The organism is Streptomyces sp. PA03-3a (assembly GCF_033792735.1).
GTDB lineage: Bacteria > Actinomycetota > Actinomycetes > Streptomycetales > Streptomycetaceae > Actinacidiphila.
Genome location: NZ_JARAVM010000010.1, coordinates 135,555 through 159,129, shown reverse-complemented (window position 1 = coordinate 159,129; position 23,575 = coordinate 135,555). Strand labels below are relative to the sequence as shown.

General features: G+C 73.5%; 18 protein-coding genes and 1 tRNA gene. 15 read left to right on the top strand and 4 right to left on the bottom strand.

Features of this window, described 5'->3' with window-relative positions; all coding sequences use genetic code 11:
• Positions 1–116 precede the first annotated feature (116 nt).
• From PV342_RS15025 to PV342_RS15015, 3 genes are all read left to right on the top strand, one after another.
• Positions 117–2,390: a HelD family protein gene (locus PV342_RS15025; RefSeq protein WP_392617111.1), complete on the top strand. Its 2,274-nt coding sequence runs from the start codon at positions 117–119 to the stop codon at positions 2,388–2,390.
• 353 nt (positions 2,391–2,743) lie between these two features.
• The gene (locus tag PV342_RS15020) at positions 2,744–4,165 is read left to right on the top strand and encodes an NAD-dependent malic enzyme (protein WP_018564082.1); all 1,422 of its coding nucleotides are present in this window, start codon (positions 2,744–2,746) and stop codon (positions 4,163–4,165) included.
• A 198-nt stretch (positions 4,166–4,363) separates the two neighbouring features.
• The gene (locus tag PV342_RS15015) at positions 4,364–4,645 is read left to right on the top strand and encodes an HU family DNA-binding protein (protein WP_018564081.1); all 282 of its coding nucleotides are present in this window, start codon (positions 4,364–4,366) and stop codon (positions 4,643–4,645) included.
• A gap of 81 nt (positions 4,646–4,726) precedes the next feature.
• Here the strand turns inward: PV342_RS15015 and murA are convergent, their stop codons facing one another.
• Positions 4,727–6,061: a UDP-N-acetylglucosamine 1-carboxyvinyltransferase gene (gene murA / locus PV342_RS15010; RefSeq protein ID WP_361012446.1), complete on the bottom strand. Its 1,335-nt coding sequence runs from the start codon at positions 6,059–6,061 to the stop codon at positions 4,727–4,729.
• A 252-nt stretch (positions 6,062–6,313) separates the two neighbouring features.
• Between murA and PV342_RS15005 the strand changes: the two genes are divergently transcribed.
• The 7 genes from PV342_RS15005 (at position 6,314) to PV342_RS14975 (ending at position 15,051) form a co-directional block, all read left to right on the top strand.
• Positions 6,314–6,892: a YqgE/AlgH family protein gene (locus PV342_RS15005; RefSeq protein WP_386990802.1), complete on the top strand. Its 579-nt coding sequence runs from the start codon at positions 6,314–6,316 to the stop codon at positions 6,890–6,892.
• 11 nt (positions 6,893–6,903) lie between these two features.
• Positions 6,904–7,185 carry a DUF3039 domain-containing protein gene (locus tag PV342_RS15000; RefSeq protein ID WP_018564078.1) on the top strand — a complete coding sequence of 94 codons (282 nt, stop codon included), beginning with the start codon at positions 6,904–6,906 and terminating at the stop codon, positions 7,183–7,185.
• Between the two features lie 67 nt (positions 7,186–7,252).
• Entirely contained in the window at positions 7,253–8,416 is a 1,164-nt protein-coding gene (locus tag PV342_RS14995) for a hypothetical protein (protein ID WP_500317424.1), read from the top strand.
• Between the two features lie 89 nt (positions 8,417–8,505).
• The gene (locus PV342_RS14990; protein ID WP_500317422.1) at positions 8,506–10,137 is read left to right on the top strand and encodes a beta-N-acetylhexosaminidase; all 1,632 of its coding nucleotides are present in this window, start codon (positions 8,506–8,508) and stop codon (positions 10,135–10,137) included.
• A 261-nt stretch (positions 10,138–10,398) separates the two neighbouring features.
• The gene (locus tag PV342_RS14985; RefSeq protein ID WP_361012452.1) at positions 10,399–11,310 is read left to right on the top strand and encodes an FAD binding domain-containing protein; all 912 of its coding nucleotides are present in this window, start codon (positions 10,399–10,401) and stop codon (positions 11,308–11,310) included.
• On the top strand, positions 11,307–12,653 hold the full coding sequence (locus tag PV342_RS14980) for a (2Fe-2S)-binding protein (RefSeq protein ID WP_500317420.1): 1,347 nt from the start codon (positions 11,307–11,309) through the stop codon (positions 12,651–12,653). Before PV342_RS14985 ends, PV342_RS14980 begins: the two co-directional genes overlap by 4 nt.
• Before the next feature lie 61 nt (positions 12,654–12,714).
• Complete coding sequence (locus PV342_RS14975; protein WP_361012458.1) at positions 12,715–15,051, top strand: xanthine dehydrogenase family protein molybdopterin-binding subunit; 2,337 nt, start codon at positions 12,715–12,717, stop codon at positions 15,049–15,051.
• Positions 15,052–15,351: 300 nt separating this feature from the next.
• On the opposite strand, the gene PV342_RS14970 is transcribed toward PV342_RS14975, so the two are convergent.
• Positions 15,352–16,563, bottom strand: coding sequence for a S8 family peptidase (locus PV342_RS14970; RefSeq protein ID WP_400808934.1), 1,212 nt, complete (start codon positions 16,561–16,563; stop codon positions 15,352–15,354).
• A gap of 273 nt (positions 16,564–16,836) precedes the next feature.
• Here PV342_RS14970 and PV342_RS14965 point away from each other — a divergent pair, with 273 nt between their 5' ends.
• Entirely contained in the window at positions 16,837–17,619 is a 783-nt protein-coding gene (locus tag PV342_RS14965; protein ID WP_500317418.1) for a phosphotransferase, read from the top strand.
• Positions 17,620–17,818: 199 nt separating this feature from the next.
• Here the strand turns inward: PV342_RS14965 and PV342_RS14960 are convergent.
• Both PV342_RS14960 and PV342_RS14955 read right to left on the bottom strand, forming a co-directional pair.
• Positions 17,819–17,890 (bottom strand) — tRNA-Cys (locus PV342_RS14960).
• Positions 17,891–17,981: 91 nt separating this feature from the next.
• Positions 17,982–18,851, bottom strand: coding sequence for an alpha/beta fold hydrolase (locus PV342_RS14955; RefSeq protein WP_018564063.1), 870 nt, complete (start codon positions 18,849–18,851; stop codon positions 17,982–17,984).
• Between the two features lie 145 nt (positions 18,852–18,996).
• Between PV342_RS14955 and PV342_RS14950 the strand changes: the two genes are divergently transcribed.
• The 4 genes from PV342_RS14950 to PV342_RS14935 all read left to right on the top strand — a co-directional run bounded on the left by PV342_RS14950 (position 18,997) and on the right by PV342_RS14935 (position 23,315).
• Entirely contained in the window at positions 18,997–20,364 is a 1,368-nt protein-coding gene (locus PV342_RS14950; protein ID WP_400805563.1) for an MFS transporter, read from the top strand.
• 31 nt (positions 20,365–20,395) lie between these two features.
• Positions 20,396–20,596, top strand: a complete 201-nt coding sequence (locus PV342_RS14945) for a hypothetical protein (protein WP_018564061.1) — start codon at positions 20,396–20,398, stop codon at positions 20,594–20,596.
• A 1-nt stretch (position 20,597) separates the two neighbouring features.
• Complete coding sequence (locus tag PV342_RS14940; RefSeq protein ID WP_500317415.1) at positions 20,598–20,987, top strand: type II toxin-antitoxin system death-on-curing family toxin; 390 nt, start codon at positions 20,598–20,600, stop codon at positions 20,985–20,987.
• Between the two features lie 519 nt (positions 20,988–21,506).
• The gene (locus PV342_RS14935) at positions 21,507–23,315 is read left to right on the top strand and encodes a DEAD/DEAH box helicase (RefSeq protein ID WP_329187632.1); all 1,809 of its coding nucleotides are present in this window, start codon (positions 21,507–21,509) and stop codon (positions 23,313–23,315) included.
• Positions 23,316–23,575: the final 260 nt, after the last annotated feature.

Sequence of the window (23,575 nt, the reverse complement as noted above, 5' to 3'; positions counted from 1 at the left end):
AGGCACGCGCCGAGTGGGCGGGACACGCCCGGTTGGCGTACGGTGACAGGCTGCCCCGTTCGCCGGGGCGGCGCGCGCTGCGCGTGACGTACCGAAGAACAAGAAGGGGGTCCTGCGTGGCAGCGGTCCGGGACACGGAGATCGCGGTCGAGCAGACGCATCTGGACCGGGTGTACGACCGGCTCGAGGAGAAGATCCACGAAGCCGAGTTCCTGATGGACGACGCAGTCAAACGCGGCCAGGTCGGGACGCCGGGCGCGCTCGCGGAGCGCGACGCACAGGTGTTCCGTGCGGGGCTGCATCTGAACCGGCTGAACTCGGAGTTCGAGGACTTCCTCTTCGGCCGGATCGATCTGCTCCTGGGCGAGGACGGCAAGAAGGGCCCGGACGGCGCGTACACCTCCGTGGAGCCCGCCGAGGACGCGATCCGGCCCGACGGGACGGCGGCGATCGCCGAGACCCTGCACATCGGCCGGCTCGGCGTGCTGGACGCGGACTACGCGCCGCTGGTGATCGACTGGCGGGCCCCGGCGGCGGCGCCGTTCTACCGGGCGACCCCGGTCGCGCCCGGCCGGGTCGTGCGGCGGCGCGTCATCCGCTCCAAGGGCCGCAAGGTGCTGGGCGTCGAGGACGACCTGCTGCGCCCGGAGCTGACGACGGGCCTGCCCGTGGTGGGGGACGGCGCGCTGATGGCCGCCCTGGGCCAGGCGCGCAGCCACACGATGCGGGACATCGTCTCCAGCATCCAGGCCGAGCAGGACGAGGTGATCCGGGCCCCCGCGGCCTCGGTCACCGAGGTGGCCGGCGGGCCCGGCACGGGGAAGACGGCCGTGGCCCTGCACCGGGCGGCGTACCTGCTGTACCAGGACCGGCGCCGGTACGCGGGCGGGATCCTGGTGGTCAGCCCGACGCCGTTGCTGGTCGCGTACACCGAGGGCGTGCTGCCCTCGCTGGGCGAGGAGGGCCAGGTCGCGATCCGCGCCGTGGGCTCGCTCGTGGACGGCGCCGAGGCGACGACCTACGACGATCCGGCGGTCGCCCGGATCAAGGGCTCGCTGCGGATGCTGAAGGTGCTGCGGAGGGCCGCCCGCGGGGTGCTGGAGTACGGGGCCGGTCCGGCGCGGTGTCCGGACCGGCTGCGGGTCGTGGCGTTCGGACGGCGGCTGGAACTGGACGCCGAGGAGCTGTCGGGGATCCGGCACGCCGTGCTGGGCGGGACGACGCCGGTGAACCTGCTGCGGCCCCGGGCCCGCCGTCTGCTGCTGGACGCCCTGTGGCGCAAGGCCGGGCGCCGCTTCGACGATCCGGAGCTGGCCGCGGAGGAGCGGCAGGGCTTCGACGAGGACATCTCCACCGAGCAGGAGTTCGTGGACTTCCTGGCCGCGTGGTGGCCGGTGCTGACCCCGCGCGGGGTGCTGGCGGCGCTCTCCGACGAGAAGCGGCTGGGGCGCTGGTCGCGGCGGGTCCTGTCACCGCCCGAGGTGCGCCGGGTGGCGCGCTCGCTGCGCCGGCTGGACGTCGGGGGCAACGGCGCGCTGTCCGTGCACGACGTGGCGATGCTCGACGAGCTCGAGGCCCTGCTGGGCCCGCCGCCGAAGGTGCGCAGCCGCGAGGCCGATCCGCTGGACCAGCTGACCGGACTGGAGGAGGTCACCACCTTCGCCGACCGGATGGCGGGCGGTCGGCGCAGCCGGCAGGACCGGCTGGACGCGGAGCGCACCGAGTACGCGCACGTGATCGTCGACGAGGCGCAGGACCTCACCCCGATGCAGTGGCGCATGGTGGGCCGCCGCGGCCGTGCCGCGACCTGGACGGTGGTCGGCGACCCCGCGCAGAGCTCGTGGACCGACCCCGACGAGGCGGCCCTGGCCCGTGACGAGGCCCTGGGCACGCGTCCGCGCCGCCGCTTCACGCTCACCGTGAACTACCGCAACCCCGCCGAGATCGCCGACCTGGCGGCGAAGGTGCTGGCGCTCGCCATGCCGGGCAGCGAGGCGCCGCGCGCGGTGCGCTCCACGGGGCTGGTGCCGCGGTTCGTGGCGGCCGCCGACGGGAGTCCCGGCGAGGCGGTCCGCGCGGAGGCGGAGCGGCTGCTGGACGAGGTCGAGGGCACGGTGGGTGTGGTCGTGGCCATGGGCCGCCGGGAGGAGGCCAGGGGCTGGCTGGCGGGGCTGGGCGAGCGCGTGGTGGCGCTGGGCAGCCTGGAGGCCAAGGGCCTGGAGTACGACGCGACGCTGGTCGTGTCGCCCGCGGAGATCGCGGACGAGTCCCCGGCGGGGCTGCGGGTGCTGTACGTGGCGCTGACCCGGGCCACCCAGCGGCTGACGGTGCTCTCCGGCGCGCGCGACCTGCCGGACGGCGCCGGCGTCCCGGACCTGCTGCGGGACTGACCCGTCCCATGACGACGGCGGGGCGCCCCTCTGGGAGGGGCGCCCCGCCGGACGTCTACGACACCGACCCGCCATGCTCGCCTCGCGGCAAGTGGGCGCTCGAAGCGCCTAAGGTTGGGCCCGGGGGCTTGGATCGAGCCGGTGCCTCACCCAGGCTAACAAACGATCCGGGATTGTCATTCCGTCTGTGTGCGCCGTTCCGGTGGCGGTCGGGGGAACATTAAGCACGCAAGCTTCCGTTGTCCCGCATCGCTACTCGACATTCTGTTGTAGGCCCCCGGGTTTACGCGTACCCACCGGTAGGTGGCAGCATCGAGGGCGCACAAAGCAGCGACAGCGGAGGAACAGCGGCCATGGCAACGGCGCCGAGCGTCTCGTACTCAATCACGGTGCGGCTGGAGGTGCCCGCGAGCGGATCCGCGGTCAGCCAGCTCACCACGGCCGTGGAGGCCTCCGGTGGCGCGGTCCACGGCCTCGACGTGACCGCTTCCGGCCACGAGAAGCTGCGAATCGACGTGACGATCGCGGCCACGTCCACCGCGCACGCGGACGAGATCGTCGCCAAGCTGGCGCAGATCGAGGGCGTCGCGATCGGCAAGGTCTCCGACCGCACGTTCCTGATGCACCTCGGCGGCAAGATCGAGATGGCGTCCAAGCACCCCATCCGCAACCGCGACGACCTCTCCATGGTCTACACCCCCGGTGTGGCCCGGGTCTGCATGGCGATCGCCAAGAACCCCGAGGACGCCCGCCGGCTGACCATCAAGCGCAACAGCGTCGCGGTGGTCACCGACGGCTCCGCGGTGCTGGGCCTCGGCAACATCGGGCCGAAGGCCGCGCTGCCGGTCATGGAGGGCAAGGCGGCGCTCTTCAAGCGCTTCGCGGGCATCGACGCCTGGCCGATCTGCCTGGACACCCAGGACACCGACGCGATCGTGGAGATCGTCAAGGCGATCGCCCCCGGCTTCGCCGGGATCAACCTGGAGGACATCTCGGCGCCGCGGTGCTTCGAGATCGAGGCCCGGCTGCGCGAGGCCCTGGACATCCCGGTCTTCCACGACGACCAGCACGGCACCGCCATCGTGGTGCTCGCGGCGCTGACCAACGCGCTGCGCGTGGTCGGCAAGCAGGTCGGCGACGTCCGGGTCGTCATGTCGGGCGCGGGCGCGGCCGGCACGGCCATCCTCAAGCTGCTGCTCGCGGCGGGCGTCAAGCACGCGGTCGTGGCCGACATCCACGGTGTCGTGCACAGCGGCCGGGAGGACCTGGTCGCGGCCGGTCCCGAGTCGGCGCTGCGCTGGATCGCCGACAACACCAACCCGGAGGAGATCACCGGGACCCTCAAGGACGCGGTGCGCGGCGCGGACGTCTTCATCGGCGTCTCCGCCCCCAACGTCCTGGACGGCGCGGACGTCGCGGCCATGGCCGACGGCGCCATCGTCTTCGCCCTGGCCAACCCCGACCCCGAGGTGGACCCGGCGGTCGCCCGGGAGACCGCCGCGGTGGTCGCCACGGGCCGCAGCGACTTCCCGAACCAGATCAACAACGTGCTCGTCTTCCCGGGCGTCTTCCGCGGCCTGCTGGACGCCCAGAGCCGGACGGTGAACACCGAGATGATGCTCGCGGCGGCGACCGCCCTCGCGGACGTCGTCACCGAGGACGAACTCAACCCGAACTACATCATCCCGAGCGTCTTCAACGACAAGGTCGCGGGCGCCGTCGCCGGTGCCGTCCGCGAAGCCGCGAAGGCGCAGGGCCTCACCGCGACGTCGTGACGACGGAGCGTCATCGGGCCGTGCACGACCCGCTTTTTGTGTGACTCTCCCGGGTGCCGGATTGGCGTTTCCCCCAGAAATAGGGGCAGGATGCGTACCTGGGCGGTGAGGGCCGCACCGCAGAAGCGCGATGAGCGTCTTCACAATGCGTCTTCCCCGACGGTCGACGTTGGGGGTTTCCATGCAAGGAGTACTTAGATGAACCGCAGTGAGCTGGTGGCCGCGCTGTCCGAGCGCGCCGAGGTGACCCGCAAGGACGCCGACGCCGTTCTGGCCGCGTTCGCCGAGGTCGTCGGCGAGATCGTCGCCAAGGGCGACGAGAAGGTCACCATCCCCGGCTTCCTCACCTTCGAGCGCAGCCACCGTGCCGCGCGCACCGCGCGCAACCCGCAGACCGGCGACCCGATCCAGATCCCGGCCGGTTACAGCGTGAAGGTCTCCGCGGGCTCGAAGCTCAAGGAAGCCGCCAAGGGCAAGTAATTCCGCGACTACCGCGACATGTGAAAGGGCGGCCTCCCCGCGGGGAGGCCGCCCTTCCGTGTGCTCCGGGGCGGGTGCCGGTCAGTCCGAGCTGGGCAGCTCGACCTTGGCGCCGAGCTTCTCCAGCTTCTGCATGAAGTTCTCGTAGCCGCGGTTGATCAGGTCGATGCCGTGCACCCGGGAGGTGCCCTGCGCCGCCAGCGCCGCGATGAGGTACGAGAAGCCGCCGCGCAGGTCGGGGATGACCAGGTCGGCGCCCTGCAGCCTGGTGGGGCCGCTGACGACCGCCGAGTGCAGGAAGTTGCGCTGGCCGAAGCGGCAGGGGGTGCCGCCCAGGCACTCGCGGTAGAGCTGGATGTGGGCGCCCATCTGGTTGAGCGCCGAGGTGAAGCCCAGCCGCGACTCGTAGACCGTCTCGTGGACGATGGACAGGCCCGAGGCCTGCGTGAGCGCCACGACCAGGGGCTGCTGCCAGTCGGTCTGGAAGCCGGGGTGGACGTCCGTCTCCAGGGCGATGGCGTTCAGGGGGCCGCCGGGGTGCCAGAAGCGGATGCCGTCCTCGTCGACCTCGAACGCGCCGCCCACCTTGCGGAAGACGTTGAGGAAGGTCATCATCTCGCGCTGGCTGGCGCCGCGGACGTAGACGTTGCCCTCGGTGGCCAGGGCCGCGCAGGCCCAGGAGGCGGACTCCAGGCGGTCCGGGAGGGCGCGGTGGTTGTAGCCGCCGAGCTTGTCCACGCCGGTGATGTGGATGGTGCGGTTGGTGCCCATCGTGATGATGGCGCCCATCTTCTGCAGGACGCAGATGAGGTCCTCGATCTCCGGCTCGATCGCGGCGTTGCTCAGCTCGGTGACGCCCTCGGCCAGGACGGCCGTCAGCAGCACCTGCTCGGTCGCGCCGACCGACGGGTACGGGAGCTCGATCTTGCAGCCGCGCAGGCGCTGCGGGGCCTCGAGGTACTGGCCCTCGGGACGCTTCTCGATCACCGCGCCGAACTTGCGCAGCACGTCGAAGTGGAAGTCGATCGGGCGGCCGCCGATGTCGCAGCCGCCCAGGCCCGGGATGAAGGCGTGGCCGAGGCGGTGCAGCAGCGGGCCGCAGAACAGGATCGGGATCCGTGAGGAGCCGGCGTGCGCGTCGATGTCGGCGACGTTCGCGCTCTCCACCTTGGACGGGTCGAGCACCAGTTCCCCGGACTCGTCGCCGGCCTGCACCGTCACCCCGTGCAGCTGCAGAAGACCCCGCACCACTCGCACGTCGCGGATGTCGGGCACGTTGCGCAGCCGGCTGGGTTCGCTGCCCAGCAGCGCGGCCACCATCGCCTTGGGCACGAGGTTCTTCGCGCCGCGGACGTGGATCTCCCCCTCGAGAGGGGTGCCACCGTGGACAAGCAGTACGTCGTTAAGGCCGGTCATTGCTCTCGCGATCCTGGAGACGGGCAGAAAGGAAGCTCGGTCCCCGCAGGCACCAAGAAGAAATGGTATTCGGCCTTCCGGCGACAGGAAGAGGCCTGTGAGGTCCCACTCATGTAATGGCTTCGCTACAGCACCCTGTGCGTTCGCGCGATTCCGGACGGTGGCCGTCGCGGCGGCCCGCGCACGGCCCCCGGCGCGGAAAGGGCGTAGTTGCCACCCCGCGCGGCGGCGGAATGCGGGATCATGTTGACCATGACCGAAGTGTCATCGCTCACCGGCAGACTGCTCGTCGCGACGCCCGCGCTCGCGGACCCGAACTTCGACCGGGCGGTGGTGCTCCTCCTCGACCACGACGAGGAGGGGTCGCTCGGCGTCGTCCTCAACCGTCCCACGCCCGTCGGGGTCGGCGACGTCCTGGAGCCCTGGGCCGGTCTGGCGGGCTCGCCGCAGGTCGTCTTCCAGGGCGGTCCCGTCTCCCTGGACTCCGCGCTGGGCCTGGCCGTGGTGCCCGGTGAGCCGCGGGACGGCGAGGACGCGGAGCCGCTCGGCTGGCGCCGGGTGTTCGGCGCGATCGGCCTGGTGGACCTGGAGGCGCCTCCGGAGCTGCTCGCGGCCGAGATGGGCTCCCTGCGCATCTTCGCCGGGTACGCCGGATGGGGGCCCGGCCAGCTGGAGGACGAGCTCGTCGAGGGTGCCTGGTACGTGGTGGAGTCCGAACCGGGGGACGTCTTCTCCCCGGACCCGGACCGGCTGTGGCGGTCCGTGCTGCGCAGGCAGCGCAGCGAACTCGCGATGGTCGCGACGTATCCGGACGATCCGTCTCTGAATTAGGCTTGCGTGCCATGAGCACTCTCGAGCCCGAGCGCGGGGCGGGCACCGGCACCCTCGTCGAGCCGACCCCGCAGGTGTCGAACGGCGATGGCGACCACGAGCGCTTCGCGCACTACGTTCAGAAGGACAAGATCATGGAGAGCGCGCTCTCCGGATCGCCGGTGGTCGCGCTGTGCGGCAAGGTCTGGGTGCCCGGACGGGACCCCAAGAAGTACCCCGTCTGCCCGATGTGCAAGGAGATCTTCGAATCCATGCCCGTCGGTGGCGGGGACAAGGACAAGGGCGGCAAGTAGCGGCCGCCACGGCACCCGGCAGGTACGGCCGCGGCACGGCGGCCGTACCTCGCGCGTTCGGGGGGACATGGCGCAGGACGACGCCGTCACGGCGGACCGGGTCTTCGGGCTGTGCGAGCGGGGGCGCTTCGAGATGGCGCACTCGCTCGTCGACGACGCCTTCGTCGCCCGCAACGGCAGCTTCGGCTACCTCGTACGGGCCAGGGTCTTCGCGTACGAGCAGCGGGCCGACCGGGCCCGGGAGGCCGTCGACTGGGCGCTGGCGCACGCGGAGCCCGGCGACCCCGACCCGCCGCTGCTGGCCGGGCTCGTCCTGCTGATGCTCGGTGACGCGCACGCCGCCCTCGGGCTCGGGCGGCGGGTCGTCGCCGCCGATCCCCGCGAGTGGCGCGCGCAGGTGCTGGTCGCCGACTCCTGCCGGATGCTCTCCCGCCGTCCCGAGGCGGTCGCCGCAGCCCGGCGGGCGGTCCTGATCGCGCCGCGCGAGGCCGAGGCGCAGGTCGCGCTCGCCCGGGCGCTGGACCTGTCGTTCCGGCCGGCCGCCCGGGCCGAACGCCGCACGGTCGTCGCCCGGGCGCTAACCCTCGGCGCCTCACCCGGCGACGTGGCGGGGCGGCGCCGGTGGCCGCGGGTCGTGCCCGCGCTGCTCGTGGCCGTGCTGGTGCTGGTCGCCGACCCCTGGGTGCTGGCCGGCGGGATGGCCGTCCTGACGGTGCTGGCGGGCGCGCTGTGGCTGCTGCAGGCCCGCCGCTCGGGCAGCACGGGCCGGGGGCGGCTGCAGACCGTGCGCGCCCTGGCCCGGGCCGAACTGAACGGGGACCCGGTGCGTGCCCGGGCCGTGGCCCTCACCGCGGGGGCCTGGCTGCCCGTGCTCCCGTTCGCCGCCACCGGCCTGGCGGCCGCCTCCGCCGCCGACGGCACCCCCTGGCCGCTTCCGGCCGTCCTGGGCGTCGCGGCGGCCGCCGTCGCGGTGCTGCTCGCGGCCGCCAGCGCGGTGCGCTGGTGGTACGGCGACGCCTTCCTGCAGCGCGACTTCCTGCCCAGCCGGCACGCCGTCCTCCAACTGACCGCCGTCGTCGGCCTCGTCGGGACCGTCGTGGCGCTGTACGCGGCCGGAACCGCCTCCACGGCGCTGTGGTCCGCCGTGACCGTGGCGCACGTCCTGTGGTGCGTCGTCGGCGTGCTGATCCCCGCCCTCGCGCTGAACCGGGCCCGCCGGGCGGCCGGCTGAGGGCGGACGGCTGGGGGCGGCCGGAACGGGCCGGAAAGAGGCGGCGATTGGTCTATTCCAATTGCCGCGAGGGCGGCAGGATGGTCGCCATGGACCTCATCCCGGCGCCCGTCGAGGCGCACCGGCACGCCGACGGCGGTCATGTGGACCTCGGCCCCGGCACCACCCTGGACGCCGGCCCCGGCACCGAAGGGACCGCGCGCTGGCTGCGCGCCACGGTCGGCGCCGCCACCGGGCTCCCGCTGCTCCCGCCCCCCGCGGGCACGCCCGGCACGATCACGCTCCGCCTCGACCCGGACGTGGCCGAGCGCCTCGGAGCCGAGGGCCACCGTGTGACGGTGTCGGCCGCGGACGGCGTGCGCATCGAGGGCGGGGGAGCGGCGGGGGTGTTCTGGGGCGCCCAGACCGTACGGCAGTTGCTCGGCGCCGACGCCTTCCGCCGCGCGCCGCTGCCGGAACGCGCCTGGCGCCTGCCGCACTTCTCCGTCGAGGACGCCCCGCGCTTCGGCTGGCGCGGCGTACTGCTGGACGTGGCACGGCACTTCATGCCCAAGGACGTCGTCCTGCGCTACGTCGACCTGCTGGCCGCGCACAAACTGAACGTGCTCCACCTGCACCTGACCGACGACCAGGGCTGGCGGGTGGAGATCCGCCGCTATCCGCGCCTGACCGAGGTCGGCGCGTGGCGCACCCGCACCAAGGTCGGGCTGCTGGAGTCCCCGCTGTGGGACGAGCGCCCGCACGGCGGCTACTACACCCAGGACGACCTCCGCGAGATCGTGGCGTACGCGGCCGAGCGGCACGTCACGGTCGTGCCCGAGATCGACGTCCCCGGCCATTCGCAGGCCGCCATCGCCGCCTATCCGGAACTGGGCAACGCGGACGTGGTGGACACCGGAGCCCTGCCGGTGCTCACCGGTTGGGGCATCAACCCGAACGTACTGGCGCCCACCGAGGCCACCGTGCGCTTCTACGAGAACGTCCTCGCCGAGCTCCTGGAGGTCTTCCCCTCGGAGTTCGTCCACATCGGCGGCGACGAGTGCCCCAAGGACCAGTGGCGCGCCTCGGCCACCGTCCAGGCCCGCATCAAGGAGCTGGGGCTGCGCGACGAGGACGAGTTGCAGAGCTGGTTCGTCCGGCACTTCGACACCTGGCTGAGCGGCCGGGGCCGCCGGCTCATCGGCTGGGACGAGATCCTGGAGGGCGGACTGGCCGAGGGCGCCGCCGTCTCCTCCTGGCGCGGCTACGCGGGCGGGATCGCCGCGGCCCGGGCCGGGCACGACGTCGTGATGTGCCCGGAGAGCCAGGTCTACCTGGACTGGCGGCAGTCGGACGGCGAGGACGAGCCCGTGCCGATCGCACACGTCCGCACCCTGGAGGACGTCTACCGCTTCGAGCCCGTTCCGGACGACCTCACCGCGAAGGAGGCCGCCCACGTCATCGGCGCGCAGGCCAACATCTGGACGGAGACGATGGATTCGGTCCGCGCGGTGGACTACATGGCCTTCCCGCGGCTCGCCGCCTTCGCCGAGACGGTCTGGAGCCGGCTGCCCGCGCCCGCAGCCCGTGACCACGAGGGCTTCGCCGCCCGAATGTCCACCCACTACGGGCGACTTGACGCACTGGGGGTCGAATACCGGCCGCCGGGCGGTCCGCTGCCGTGGCAGCGGCGGCCGGGCGTCATCGGACGCCCGATCGAGGGGCCGCCCCCGATCGTGTGAGGCCAGCCACAACCCGGGGCCGGCCGGTGCGGGAGATGGCAGGGTGGTGGGGCCGATCACGGCAAGGCGCATGAAGGAGGCCATTCCCGTCGCAACCTGGAGAAAGCCGCGAACCGGACGGAGTTCCATCCGGAAGACGGGTTCTCCTTTGCGACCCTCGCGTTGATCGCCCCGGAAGATGTGCCAGAGTTGCCACGTCCGGGCTGTCAGCACGTACCGTACGGCTACCGCACCGCGGACAGCCGGGGAAGGGGCAGCTGCGTGAGCACGTACGCACGGCAGGCAGCGCGCAATGTGGCGTTGCCGACCTCGCTCGACGAGGCCGTGGCGGCCTTGGCCGCCGCGCCCACCGCCGTGCCCGTCGCCGGAGGCACCGACCTCATGGCGGCCGTGAACTCCGGGCTGCTGCGCCCCGCGGGACTGGTCGGCCTCGGGCGGATCAGCGAGATCCGCGGCTGGCAGTACGCCGACGGCGCGGCGCTGCTCGGCGCCGGCCTCACCCACGCCCGCATGGGCCGCCCCGACTTCGCCGCGCTCATCCCCGCGCTGGCCGCCGCCGCGCGCGCCGCCGGGCCCCCGCAGATCCGCAACGCGGGCACGCTCGGCGGCAACATCGCCGGCGCCGCCCCCACCGGCGACTCGCTGCCCGTGCTGGCCGCCCTGGAGGCGTCCGTCCTCGTCGCCGGCCCGGACGGCAACCGCGAGCTGCCGGTCAGCCACCTGCTCACCGGCATGGACCCGCTGCGGCCGGGCGAGGTCCTGGCGTACGTCAGGGTCCCGCTGCTGCACGCGCCGCAGACCTTCCTCAAGGCCACCGGCCGCACCGGCCCCGGCCGCGCGATCGCGTCCGTGGCCGTCGTCCTCGATCCCGCGCGCCGGGGCGTACGCTGCGCGGTGGGAGCCGTCGCACCGGTGCCGCTGCGGCCGCTCGAGGCCGAACGCTGGGTCGCCGGGCTGATCGACTGGGACGGCGAGCGCACGCTGGCACCGGAGGCCCTCACGGCCTTCGGCGAGTACGTCGCCGCCGCCTGCATCCCCGACCCGCTGCCGGCCGCGGACGACGGCATGGGGGGAACCCCACCCGCGGTCCCCGAACTGCCCCCCGCGGCCGTCCAGCTGCGGCGTACGGTGGCCGCACTGGCCCGCCGCGCGCTGGGGAGGGCACTGGCATGAGTGACGACGTGTACGACGACAGGACACCGGACGGGCGCATGACCGACCAGCCGCAGGCGGGGTCCCCCCAGCCGCACGGCGGGGGATTCACCCCGGGGCACGGGGTGTGGGAGCCCGTGCCCCACGGCGAGTACGACCCCGACCAGACCATGCACGTCTCCTTCGCGGCGCAGTTGTCCATGACCGAGCCGGGCGCCGACCCGCTCGCCGCCCCGGGCCACGGCTACGCCCCCGAGCCGCCCGCCGCGCCGATGACGGTCGCCCACACCGAGGCGCCCGCCGCCCCGGCCGCCGGCGAGGACGCGGCCACCACGTGGGCGATCCCCGTCGTGCGCGAGGACGTCGCCGCCGACGACTCCGGCGAGTACTCGGTGGGCGCCTTCATGCCCGCCCCCGACCCGGTGCAGCAGCCCTGGACCGCCCCCGCCGCCCCGCAGGCGCCCCCGGCGCCCCACGCGGGCCCGGCCGACGGCGGCTGGTCCCTGCCCGCGGACGCCACCGGCCAGTGGAAGCTGCCGCTGGCCCCGGACGGCGTCGCCGGGGAGTCCGGCGAGTACGGCTTCCCGCCCGCCCCCACCCCCGCCTACGCGCCGGCCGACGCCTTCGGGGAGCCCCGGCCCGGGCAGGCCCCCGGCGACGACCTCGCGCACCCGCAGGAGCCGGCGGCGGAGCCCGCCGAGGACCTCGTGGCGGACCCCGCGGCGGAGGAGCCCCCCGCCCCGGAGGAGGCCGCCGGGGAACCCGGTGACGAGCCCGGCGCGGACGCGCACAGCGAGCACCCGGTGGACTCCTACGTCCTCAACGTCAACGGCACCGACCGGCCCGTCACCGACGCCTGGCTCGGCGAGTCCCTGCTCTACGTGCTGCGCGAGCGCCTCGGCCTCGCCGGCGCCAAGGACGGCTGCGAGCAGGGCGAGTGCGGGGCCTGCTCGGTCAAGGTCGACGGCCGTCTCGTCGCCTCCTGCCTGGTGCCCGCGGCGACCGCCGCGGGCAGCGACATCCGCACCGTCGAGGGGCTGTCCGCCGGCGGGAGCCCCTCGGACGTCCAGCGCGCGCTCGCCGAGTGCGGGGCGGTGCAGTGCGGTTTCTGCATCCCCGGCATGGCGATGACCGTGCACGACCTGCTCGAGGGGAACCACAGCCCGACCGAGCTGGAGACCCGGCAGGCCATCAGCGGCAACCTCTGCCGCTGCTCCGGCTACCAGGGCGTCCTGGAGGCCGTCCGCCAGGTCGTGGCCGAGCGCGAGGAGAGCGCCGAGAGCGCCGCGGACGACACCGCGGGCGACCCGGCGGAAGGCGTCCGCGTCCCGCACCCGCGCCCCTCCTCCGGAGGCCCGGCGTGAGCACCCCGAACCTCCTGACCCGGCACCACCTCCCCCCTCGCGGCAGCGAAAGGTACGCGCGATGACGGGCCCCGACGCCGCGACGGCCACCCCGGCCGTGGGCACCCCCCCGCCGGTCGCGACCGGCGCCGACGAGCAGCAGGCCGCGCCGCACGGCATCGGCGCCTCCCTGCCCGCCCCCGACAGCCTCGCCAAGGCCCAGGGCACGTACCCGTACGCCGCCGACCTGTGGGCCGAGGGCCTGCTGTGGGCGGCCGTCCTGCGCTCCCCGCACCCGCACGCCCGGATCCTGTCCGTCGACACCACGGAGGCCGTCGCGCTGCCCGGCGTTCGGGCCGTGGTGACCCACGAGGACGTCCCGGGCGACGCCATGCACGGGCGCCGCGTCGCCGACCGCCCCGTCTTCGCCAAGGACACCGTCCGGCACCACGGCGAGGCCATCGCCGCCGTGGCCGCCGACCACCCCGACACGGCCCGGCTCGCCGCCGCCGCCATCCACGTCGAGTACGAGGTCCTGGAGCCCGTCATCGACCCGGAGCGGGCCTTCTCGGCGCCCCCGCTGCACCCCGACGGCAACCTGATCCGGCACATCCCACTGCAGTTCGGCGATCCGGACGCGGTCGGCGAGGTCATCGTCGAGGGCCTGTACCGGGTGGGCCGCCAGGACCCGGCCCCCGTGGGCGCCGAGGCCGGCCTCGCCGTGCCCCGCCCCGACGGCGGCGTGGAGCTCTACGTCGCCTCCACCGACCCGCACACCGACCGCGACCTGGCCGCCGCCTGCTTCGGGCTGGAACAGGACCGGGTCAAGGTCGTCGTCACCGGAGTGCCCGGCGCGATGGGCGACCGCGAGGACTCCGGGGTGCAGATCCCCCTCGGGCTGCTCGCGCTGAAGACCGGCTGCCCGGTCAAGTTCGTGGCCACCCGCGAGGAGTCCTTCCTCAGCCACAGCCACCGCCACCCGACCCTGCTGCGCTACCGCCACCACGCGGACGCCGAGGGCCGCCTGGTCAAGGTCGAGGCCCAGGTGCTGCTGGACGCCGGCGCGTACGCCGACACCTCCGCCGACGCGCTGGCCGCGGCCGTGGCCTTCGCCGCGGGCCCCTACGTCGTCCCGCACGTCTTCGTCGAGGGCTGGGCGGTGCGCACCAACAACCCGCCCTCCGGCCATGTCCGGGGCGAGGGCGCGATGCAGGTCTGCGCGGCCTACGAGGGCCAGATGGACAAGCTCGCCGCCAAACTCGGCCTGGACCCGGCCGAGATCCGCATGCGCAACGTCATGGCCACCGGCGACCTGCTGCCCACCGGCCAGACGGTCACCTGCCCGGCACCCGTCGGTGAACTGCTCAAGGCCGTACGCGACACCGACCTGCCCCCGCTGCCCGTCGACGACGACGAGTCCGAATGGCTGCTCCCGGGCGGCCTGGAGGGCGCGGGCGAGCCGGGCGCGGTGCGCCGCGGCGTGGGCTACGCGCTCGGCATGGTCCACATGCTCGGCGCGGAGGGCACCGACGAGGTCTCCACCGCCACCGTCCGCGTCCACGACGGCGCCGCCACCGTCATCTGCGCCGCCGTCGACACCGGCCAGGGCTTCGCCACCCTCGCCCGGCAGATCGTGCAGGAGGTCCTCGGCGTCGAGGACGTCCGCGTGCTGCCCTCCGACACCGACCAGCCCCCGGCCGGCGCCGCCGCCCGCGGCCGTCACACCTGGGTCTCCGGCGGCGCCGTCGAACGCGCCGCCAAGATGGTGCGCACCCAGCTGCTGCAGCCGCTCGCCGGGAAGTTCGGCATGTCGGCGGAGCTGCTCACCATCGCCGACGGAAAGATCACCAGCTACGACGGCGTGCTCTCCACCACCGTCGAGGAGGAGCTGGCCGGCAAGGAGCTGTGGGCGACCGCCCAGTGCCGTCCGCACCCCACCGAGAAGCTCGACGACACCGGCCAGGGCGACGCCTTCGTCGGTCTCGCCTTCTGCGCCGTACGCGCCGTGGTGGACGTCGACATCGAACTCGGCGCGATCCGGGTCGTGGAGATGGCCGTCGCCCAGGACGTCGGCCGGATCCTCAACCCCGCGCAGCTGCGCGCCCGCATCGAGGCCGGGGTCGGCCAGGGCGTCGGCATGGCCCTCATGGAGGACCTTCGCGCGCCGCGCGGCATCATCAAGCGGCCCAACCTGACCGGCTATTCGCTGCCCACGGCGCTCGACGCGCCCGCGATCCGCGTGGTCCGGCTCATCGAGGAACGCGACGTGCTCGCACCCTTCGGCGCCAAGGCCGCCAGCGCGGTCCCCGTGGTCGTCTCCCCGGCCGCCGTCGCCTCCGCCGTCCGCGCGGCCACCGGCCGCCCCGTCAGCCGGCTGCCCATCCGCCCCCAGCACGCGGTCGTCCGCCCCCAGGGCTGACCCACCGCCACGCACGACGAAGGGCCCGGTCCGTGCGGACCGGGCCCTTCGTGCGGAAGGCGGTACGCGGTTCCCCGTCCCGACTTCGCTCGGGCAGGACGCGAAGGTCGCCGAAGCGAAGTGCGCCCGAGGCGGGAAGATCTTCCCCCCGGGGTGGGACGTAACCCTGTGGCCGCGGCGTCTTAGCTGCGGGCCATCGCAACCAGCGCGCGGTGGCAGTGACGTCCGCAGCGGCCGAGCGGCGGGCCGAACTTCCCGGGGTCGGCCGGTACGGCCGACCCCGGGAAACCGGTACGGGTGCTACGGGGTGACGCGCAGCAGCAGGTTGGGTGATCCGCTGCCGGGGCCGGCGACCACTCCGGAGGTGGCCGCCGAGGTCAGGGCGCTCGCCACCTGGGAGGGCGAGGCCGACGGATGTCCGGCGAGATAGACGGCGGCCGCGCCCGTGACGTGCGGGGTCGCCATCGAGGTGCCGGAGATGGTGTTGGCGGCGGTGTCGCTGTTCTTCCACGCGGAGGTGATGGACGATCCGGGCGCGAACAGGTCCAGCCCAGAGCCGTAGTTGGAGTAGCTGGCCCTGGCGTCGGTGCTGGTCGTGGCGCCGACGGTGATCGCCTCGCTCACGCGCGCGGGCGAGTAGGAGGAGGCGTTCGCCCCGTCGTTGCCCGCAGCGACGGCGTAGGTGACCCCGGAGGCGATCGAGTTGCGGACGGCGGTGTCGATCGCGGTGTTGGCGCCGCCGCCCAGGCTCATGTTGGCCACGGCCGGCTTCACGGCGTTGGCGGTGACCCAGTCGATGCCGGCCACGACCTGGGCGGTCGTGCCCGATCCGGCGTTGTTCAGGACACGTACAGCGACGATCTTCGCCTTCTTGGCGACGCCGTACGAGGTGCCGGCGACGGTGCCCGCGACATGGGTGCCGTGTCCGTTGCCGTCCTGGGCGACGAAGTCGTTCTGGACCGCGTCGTAGCCGTAGGAGGCGCGGCCGCCGAAGTCGGTGTGCGTGATGCGCACTCCGGTGTCGATGATGTACGCCGTCACGCCGGCTCCGGCCGTGTCGGGGTACGTATAGCTGTTGTTCAGGGGGAGCGCCGCCTGGTCGATGCGGTCCAGTCCCCACGAGGGCGGATTGGTCTGCGTGGCCTCGATGCTGACCGTGGCGTCCTGGATGACCTGGGCGACGGCGGGGTCCGCGGCGAGCCGCCCGGCCTCGGTCGCGGTCATGTGGGCCGCGTAGCCGTTGAGGGCGGCGCGGTAGGTGTGCTCGACCACGCCGCCGTGGCGGGTCACCACGCTCCGGCCCCCGGCCGAGGTCGATGTGAGTCCGGAACTCTTCTTGAGGATGACGATGTAGCTGTCCTTCACGGCGCCCTTGACGTCGGCGCCGATGATGCGGCCTTCGGTCGGTGCAGCCTGTGCGGGGGTTACCGCGGTCAGACCGAGGGCGGCGGCGGTCACCACCGCCGAGAACGCTGCGGCGATCCGCCGCTGGGTTCTGTGCGTCACTGCCATCGCGGGGGAGTCCTCCTGCAATCGCTGGTGCGTTACGGGACGACCGACATCGTGATGTACCTGACGCGTTCACTACAAGAGCGCCTCGGGGAGGTCTGCCTCGCCTGTGTGGGCCCGTCGGTTCGAGCCGGGTGCTGCCTCCTCGCGATTCGCCCGTGTCGCTAGGTTCTGTCCGGACGATTACGGTGCGGTCCTCGGACGCGGTCCCGTTCAGCCGCCCGCCCCGACCCAGGTCCCCGCGCTTGAAGCCCGCCAGCTCACTAGGATTCCACCGTGATCCGGGACGGTGAATCGATGCGCGGCGGCCTGTCGACGGTGCGCCGTGTGGGCGAGACCATCCTCAGGCCCTGGCGCGTGTGGACCCCCGCCGTGCGGGAACTGCTGCGCCACCTGGAGCAGGTGGGATTCGCTGGCGCACCGCGCGCTCTGGGTGACGGTCCCGTGGACGGCCACGAGGTGGTGTCCCTGCTGCGCGGCGAAGTCGGGCTGTACCCGTGGCCACGGGCGCTCCTCGCGGACGAGGGTGTCACCGCGCTCGGTCGATGGCTGCGCGACTACCACGAGGCCGTACGCGGCTTCCGGCCCTCGTCACAGGTTGTCTGGTGCGATCCCGACGCCCGTTGGCGTCCTGGGCTGATCATGCGCCACGGCGACCTCACCAGCTGGAACTCGGTCTGGGCGGACGACCGCCTGGTGGGCGTTATTGACTGGGACCTGGCCATCCCCGGCGAGGCGTTGGACGACCTCGCACAGTTGGCCTGGTACAGCGTGCCTTTGCGGCTTCCCGACCGTCAGCGCAGAGTCGGCTACGGCGCAGCCGGCGCGCCGTTGGCGCGACGGCTGCGGCTACTGTGCGATGCCTACGGCGCGGACCCGGCCGACGTGCTGGACGCGCTGGCGCGGTTGCAAAGCGACGAGACCGAGCGGATAGAGCGCCTGGGCCCGCTCGGCGCGGACCCCTGGGCGGCATTCCTGCGGCAGAACTTCATCCCGGACATCGAGGAAGAGCGCGCGTGGGCGCTGGCTCGGCGCGAGGAACTCCTCGGACGCGTTTGACGGGACCTGGCCGGAGCGCCCGCCCATGCTCTCTATACGTCGCCTCAGCCGAAGGGCTGCTCACTCGGTGATCACCGAGGGTGGGTTCGCGGCAGTGGCCCTGACACGCCGCTACTGAGACGGGAACTGAGACGGACGACCAAAAGGGGTGGCACCCCCGAGGGGGCCACCCCTTTGCCTTGCCTGGTCAAGACGGTAGAGGCCGTGGCGGGAATCGAACCCACGTAACTCGATTTGCAGTCGAGCCCCTGAACCACTCGGGCACACGGCCTGGCGTCGTCGACGTACCCCGACCATAGACGCGGCCCCCGGGAGGGGGTCAACGCCTCCCGGGAGCCCGCAACAGGACTGCCATACGCCGTTCACGAACCGCCGGGTGAGGCCGCGCCCGACAGGAACTCCTCCACCACCGGGCGGAACAGCTCGGGTTCGTCCACCCACGGGAAGTGCCCGACGGCGTGCAGCGGGCGCAGGCGGGCGTGCGGGAAGCAGGCCGCGACGACCTCGCCCGCGCGCATGCCGGTGACGGCGTCGCGGTCGCCGGTGACGACCAGGACCGGGCAGGTCACCTCGCGCAGCCGGGCCAGCACGGCGAGCCGGGCCGGCTCGTCCAGGCCCTGCCAGAAGCCGGCGCGGGGGACCGGGTGCAACTGGCCGCCCTCGGCGGCGGCGTGGGCGCGCTGGGCCTCGCCCCAGTGGCCGTACGCCATCGGCGCGACGTGGAGCAGCAGCGTACGGACCCGGTCGAGGTCGTCGGCGGTCTCCAGCTCGGCGAGGGAGGCGACCGCCTCCGGCCACCAGGGTTCGGCGACCCGGCTCTCGAAGATCTCCCGGGCGTCGTCGGGCAGCTCGCCCTGCAGCCGGGAGCCCGGGGTGACCAGCACGAGGTGGGTCAGCCGCTCCGGGTAGGCGGCGGCGTACGCCTGCGCGGTCGCGGCGGCCGCGTCGTGCGCGAGCAGTGCGAAGCGCTCCAGGCCCAGGTGCCTGCGCAGCGCCTCCAGGTCCTGGGCGAGCCGCGGGAAGGAGTAGGCGAGCGGGTCGTCGGCCGGCGGGCTGCCTCCGGTGCCCCGGCTGTCCGGGACCACCAGGCGCCGGCCCCGGTCCAGGCCGCCCAGGTCGCCCAGGTATGCGGCGTCACGCCCCGGGCCGCCTGCGAGCGCGAGCAGCACGGGCCCCTCGCCCCGATCCGTGTAGGCGAGCCGGCTTCCGTCGTACGAGGTGTAGTGCGGCATGGCCTACACCTTCCCTGCCTCGGCCGCCTTCTCCCGGCCCTAGGCCGAAAGGCCGACCGGGGTGCCAGGGGCAAGGAGCCGATTGACCCCTTACCCTGTCGTGGTGACCACCGCAGACACCGAGCCGGTATCCGGCCATGCAGGCATGCTCCTCGCCGCGCCGGACACCGGCACCGACACCGTTCTGGGCAGCCGCTACCGCGCGCTGACCCTCGCGATGGTCTCCGTCGTCCTGCTCATCGCCTTCGAGGCCACCGCCGTCGGCACGGCCATGCCCATCGCCGCGCGCGAGCTGGACGGGCTGCAGCTGTACGCCTTCGCCTTCTCCGGCTACTTCACCACCTCGCTCTTCGCGATGGTCGTCAGCGGCCAGTGGTGCGACCGCACCGGCCCGCTGGCGCCGCTCGTCGCCGGCATCGGCGCCTTCGCGGCCGGTCTGGTCGTCTCCGGCACCGCCCAGTCCATGTGGCCGTTCGTGCTGGGCCGCGCCGTGCAGGGCATCGGCGGCGGGCTCGTCATCGTGGCCCTGTACGTCGTCGTCGGCCTCGCCTACCCCGAACGCCTGCGGCCCGCGGTGATGGCCGCCTTCGCCGCGTCCTGGGTGCTGCCCTCCATCGTCGGCCCGCTCGTGGCCGGCACGGTCACCGAGCAGTTCGGCTGGCGCTGGGTCTTCCTCGCCATCCCGGCGCTCGTCGTGCTCCCGCTCCTCATCGGCATGCCCGCCCTGCGCCGCACCTCCCTGCAGCGGCCCCCGGACGACCGCAGGGCTCCCGACCGGCGCCGGCTCGGCCTGGCGCTCGCCGTCTCCGCCGGCGCCGGGCTGCTCCAGTACGCCGGGCAGGACCTGCGGCCACTGTCCCTGGTCTTCGCGGTGGCGGGCGCCGTGCTCGTCGTCCCGGCCGCGCTGCGGCTGCTGCCCCGCGGCACCTTCCGCGCGGCCCGCGGACTGCCGTCGGTGGTGCTGCTCCGCGGTGTGGCCTCCGGCACGTTCCTCGGCGCCGAGAGTTTCGTCCCGCTGATGCTCGTCACCCAGCGGCACATGTCGCCGACGCTCGCCGGGCTCTCCCTGGCCGCCGGCGGCGTCACCTGGGGCATCGGCTCCTGGATCCAGGGCCGCCCCGGCCTCGAGCCCCACCGCGAACGCCTCGTCGTCCTCGGGATGTTCCTCATGGCCGCCGCGATCGCCGGCGCCGCCCTGCCGCTCCTGGACGCCGCCCCCGCGTGGAGCGCGGCCGCCGCGTGGGCCGTGGGCGGCCTCGGCGCGGGCCTGGTCATCTCCTCCCTGAGCGTCATCCTCTTCAAGCTCTCGGCCCCCTCCGAGGCCGGTGCCAACTCCGCCGCCCTGCAGGTCTCCGACGCCCTGTCCAGCGTCGTCCTCGTCGCCGCCGCGGGCACCGTCTTCGCCGCCCTCGGCGGGGCGTCGGGCGCCTTCACGGCCGTCCTCCTCCCCCTGGCCGTCCTCGCCCTCGCGGGCGTCGGCGTCGCGGCACGGCTCCGCCCGAAAACCGGGTGAGGCGGGCGCGCCGGGGGGCTACCGTCCGAGTGTGAAAGAGCTGACCATCGTCTTCACCGACGCCGAGTGGGAGTCCCTGGCGGACCTCGCGGACGCGCACGGCGTGCCCGCGGCGGAGTTCGTGCGCACGGCGGTGCGGGCCCACGAGGCGGCCGAGGCCGCGCGCGTCCGCGCCGCGGGGGAGGCGTACGCCGCCGTCCACGCGGACCTGCTGCGCAGGCTGGGGGAGTGACGTGACCGTGCGCCACCTCACCCTCGCCGAGGTCACCGACCTCGCCCGCCTCGCCTGCGGCGGCGAGCCGCCCGCCATGCGCGAGCCCGGGCTGCTCGCGTCGGCCGTGCACCGTCCGCGGGCCCGGATGTTCGGCGTCGAGGCGTACGGGGACGACGTCTTCGCGGCGGCGGGGGCGCTGCTGCACGGGATCGCGGCCAACCACCCCCTGGTCGACGGGAACAAGCGGACGGCGTGGCTGGCGGCGGCGGTGTTCCTGGGGCTGAACGGGGTCGACCTGCGATCGGCCGACCAGGACGCGGCGTACGACCTGGTCGTGTCGGTCGCGGCGGGGGAGGTCTCCGCCCCCGCGGTGATCGGTCACGCCCTGGCCCGCCTGGCCGCCCCCTGACGCGGTCCCTCGCGGCCCGTTGTTGTGTGCGGGTTGTTTGCGCCTGCGGCAGGCATCCCCCGCCCGCCCTCCCTCCCCCCAGCCTTCGGTCGGGGGCCCCCATGGGGGCACCCCGCCACACCCCCTCCGGTCGTCTAGGCGACTAGTGGCCGGACGGGGTTCGGAGAGCGGTCCGGGGTTGCCGCAGGTGCCTTACTGACCCTCCACCGGCCGTCATGCGCCCACACAGCGGGAGGGGGTGTGGCGGGGTGCGCCCGGAAGCGACGAGCGGGGAACCCGGCGCCGAATGATGTGGTCGTAAACCGCGAGCGCTGAGGACGTGCGCCGGCGCGGCCCCGACCCAGGCACACGTTGCGCAGGCCCGCACTGACCGCGCCGGGCAATCGGGAGGGAGGGCGGGGGAGAAACCGCAACCGCAACCACCGCGGCGCCGCACACGACAACGGGCCGCAACCACGACCCCCCGCCGCGCGCCAGTAGGCTGTGACGGTTGTCGTACCCGACCCGTCACCGGAGACCGTGACTACCACCGCCCCGCACAGCGCCAGCAACTCGCACTCGCACCACCTGTCGCCCGCCTTCCCCGGCCGCGCCCCCTGGGGCACGGCCGGCAAGCTGCGTGCCTGGCAGCAGGGTGCCCTGGACCGGTACATCGCCACGCAGCCACGTGACTTCCTCGCCGTCGCGACGCCCGGCGCCGGCAAGACGACGTTCGCGCTCACCCTGGCCTCGTACCTGCTCCACAACCACCTCGTGCAGCAGATCACCGTCGTCGCCCCCACCGAGCACCTGAAGAAGCAGTGGGCGGAGGCCGCGGCCCGGATAGGCATCAAGCTGGACCCCGAGTACAGCGCGGGGCCGGTCGGGAAGGACTACCACGGGGTCGCGGTGACCTACGCGGGCGTCGGCGTACGCCCGATGCTGCACCGCAACCGCTGCGAGCAGCGCAAGACGCTGGTGATCCTGGACGAGATCCACCACGCGGGCGACAGCCGCTCCTGGGGCGAGGCGTGCCTGGAGGCGTTCGAGCCGGCGACCAGGCGGCTGGCGCTGACCGGGACGCCGTTCCGGTCGGACACCAACCCGATCCCGTTCGTGACGTACGAGGAGGGCAACGACGGCATCCGCCGGTCCTCCGCCGACTACACCTACGGCTACGGCAACGCGCTCGCCGACCACGTCGTGCGCCCTGTGATCTTCCTCTCCTACAGCGGCAACATGCGCTGGCGCACGAAGGCCGGCGACGAGATCTCCGCGCGGCTCGGCGAGCCGATGACCAAGGACGCGATCGGCCAGGCCTGGCGGACCGCGCTGGCGCCGACCGGCGAGTGGATCCCGAACGTGCTGCGCGCCGCCGACCAGCGGCTGACGGAGGTCCGCAAGTCCATCCCGGACGCCGGTGCCCTGGTGATCGCCACCGACCAGGACACGGCCCGGGCGTACGCCAAGCTGATCCGGGAGATCACGGGGCACAAGGCGACCGTGGTGCTCTCCGACGACACCGGGGCGTCCTCGCGGATCGAGGAGTTCAGCGCGAGCGACGACCGCTGGATGGTCGCGGTCCGCATGGTGTCGGAGGGCGTGGACGTCCCGCGGCTGGCCGTCGGGGTCTACGCGACGACGATCTCCACGCCGCTGTTCTTCGCGCAGGCGGTCGGCCGCTTCGTGCGGTCCCGCAGGCGCGGCGAGACGGCCTCGGTCTTCCTGCCGACGATCCCCACGCTGCTGGAATTCGCCGGCGAGATGGAGGTGGAGCGCGACCACGCCCTCGACAAGCCCAAGAAGGAGGGCGAGGAGGACCCGTACGCGGAGTCCGAGAAGGAACTGGAGGAGGCCGAGAAGCAGCAGGACGAGGACACCGGCGAGCAGGACATGCTGCCCTTCGAGGCGCTGGAGTCCGACGCCGTCTTCGACCGGGTGCTGTACGACGGCGCCGAGTTCGGCATGCAGGCGCACCCGGGGAGCGCGGAGGAGCAGGACTACCTGGGCATTCCGGGCCTTCTGGAGCCGGACCAGGTGCAGTTGCTGCTGCAGAAGCGGCAGGCCCGGCAGATCGCGCACAGCCGGAAGAAGCCGGACGAGGAGGCGGACCTGCTGGAACTCCCCGCCGAGCGGCGGCCGATCGTCACGCACAAGGAGCTGCTGGAGCTGCGCAAGCGGCTCAACACGATGGTCTCCGCGTACAACCACCAGAGCGGCAAGCCGCACGGCGTCATCCACAACGAGCTGCGCCGGGTGTGCGGTGGTCCGCCGAGCGCGGAGGCGACGGCGGGGCAGCTCAACGAGCGCATCAAGAAGATCCAGGAGTGGGCGACCCGGATGCGCTGAGCGGCGGTCGCGCCCCCATGGGCGGTGCCCGGGCCGGGTGCTGATGGTCCGTCAGCGGTGATGTGAATCTTGTGGCGAGAGGGGTGGTTCGGCGGAAGATTTACGTCCGGCGCCTCCACTACCCCGGTCGCGTGACCGGATTGTGGACGAAGTCTTCCGCTGAGCGGTACGCATCGCTACCGTTCCGCTCACGCAACGCGCCGTGGCAGAGCAGCCTCGGGGCGCCAGCCGGTACCGCCAGACCGGTGGCCTCTCCGCGC

Bases quoted from the DNA above. Each gene is read 5' to 3' on its own strand.
- PV342_RS14990 (WP_500317422.1), top strand. From the start codon at position 8,506: ATGGACCTCATCCCGGCGCCCGTCGAGGCGCACCGGCACGCCGACGGC.
- PV342_RS15015 (WP_018564081.1), top strand. From the start codon at position 4,364: ATGAACCGCAGTGAGCTGGTGGCCGCGCTGTCCGAGCGCGCCGAGGTG.
- PV342_RS14970 (WP_400808934.1), bottom strand. From the start codon at position 16,563: ATGGCAGTGACGCACAGAACCCAGCGGCGGATCGCCGCAGCGTTCTCG.
- PV342_RS15020 (WP_018564082.1), top strand. From the start codon at position 2,744: ATGGCAACGGCGCCGAGCGTCTCGTACTCAATCACGGTGCGGCTGGAG.
- PV342_RS14980 (WP_500317420.1), top strand. From the start codon at position 11,307: ATGAGTGACGACGTGTACGACGACAGGACACCGGACGGGCGCATGACC.
- PV342_RS15005 (WP_386990802.1), top strand. From the start codon at position 6,314: ATGACCGAAGTGTCATCGCTCACCGGCAGACTGCTCGTCGCGACGCCC.
- PV342_RS14975 (WP_361012458.1), top strand. From the start codon at position 12,715: ATGACGGGCCCCGACGCCGCGACGGCCACCCCGGCCGTGGGCACCCCC.
- PV342_RS15000 (WP_018564078.1), top strand. From the start codon at position 6,904: ATGAGCACTCTCGAGCCCGAGCGCGGGGCGGGCACCGGCACCCTCGTC.
- PV342_RS14995 (WP_500317424.1), top strand. From the start codon at position 7,253: ATGGCGCAGGACGACGCCGTCACGGCGGACCGGGTCTTCGGGCTGTGC.
- PV342_RS14950 (WP_400805563.1), top strand. From the start codon at position 18,997: ATGCTCCTCGCCGCGCCGGACACCGGCACCGACACCGTTCTGGGCAGC.
- murA (WP_361012446.1), bottom strand. From the start codon at position 6,061: ATGACCGGCCTTAACGACGTACTGCTTGTCCACGGTGGCACCCCTCTC.
- PV342_RS14955 (WP_018564063.1), bottom strand. From the start codon at position 18,851: ATGCCGCACTACACCTCGTACGACGGAAGCCGGCTCGCCTACACGGAT.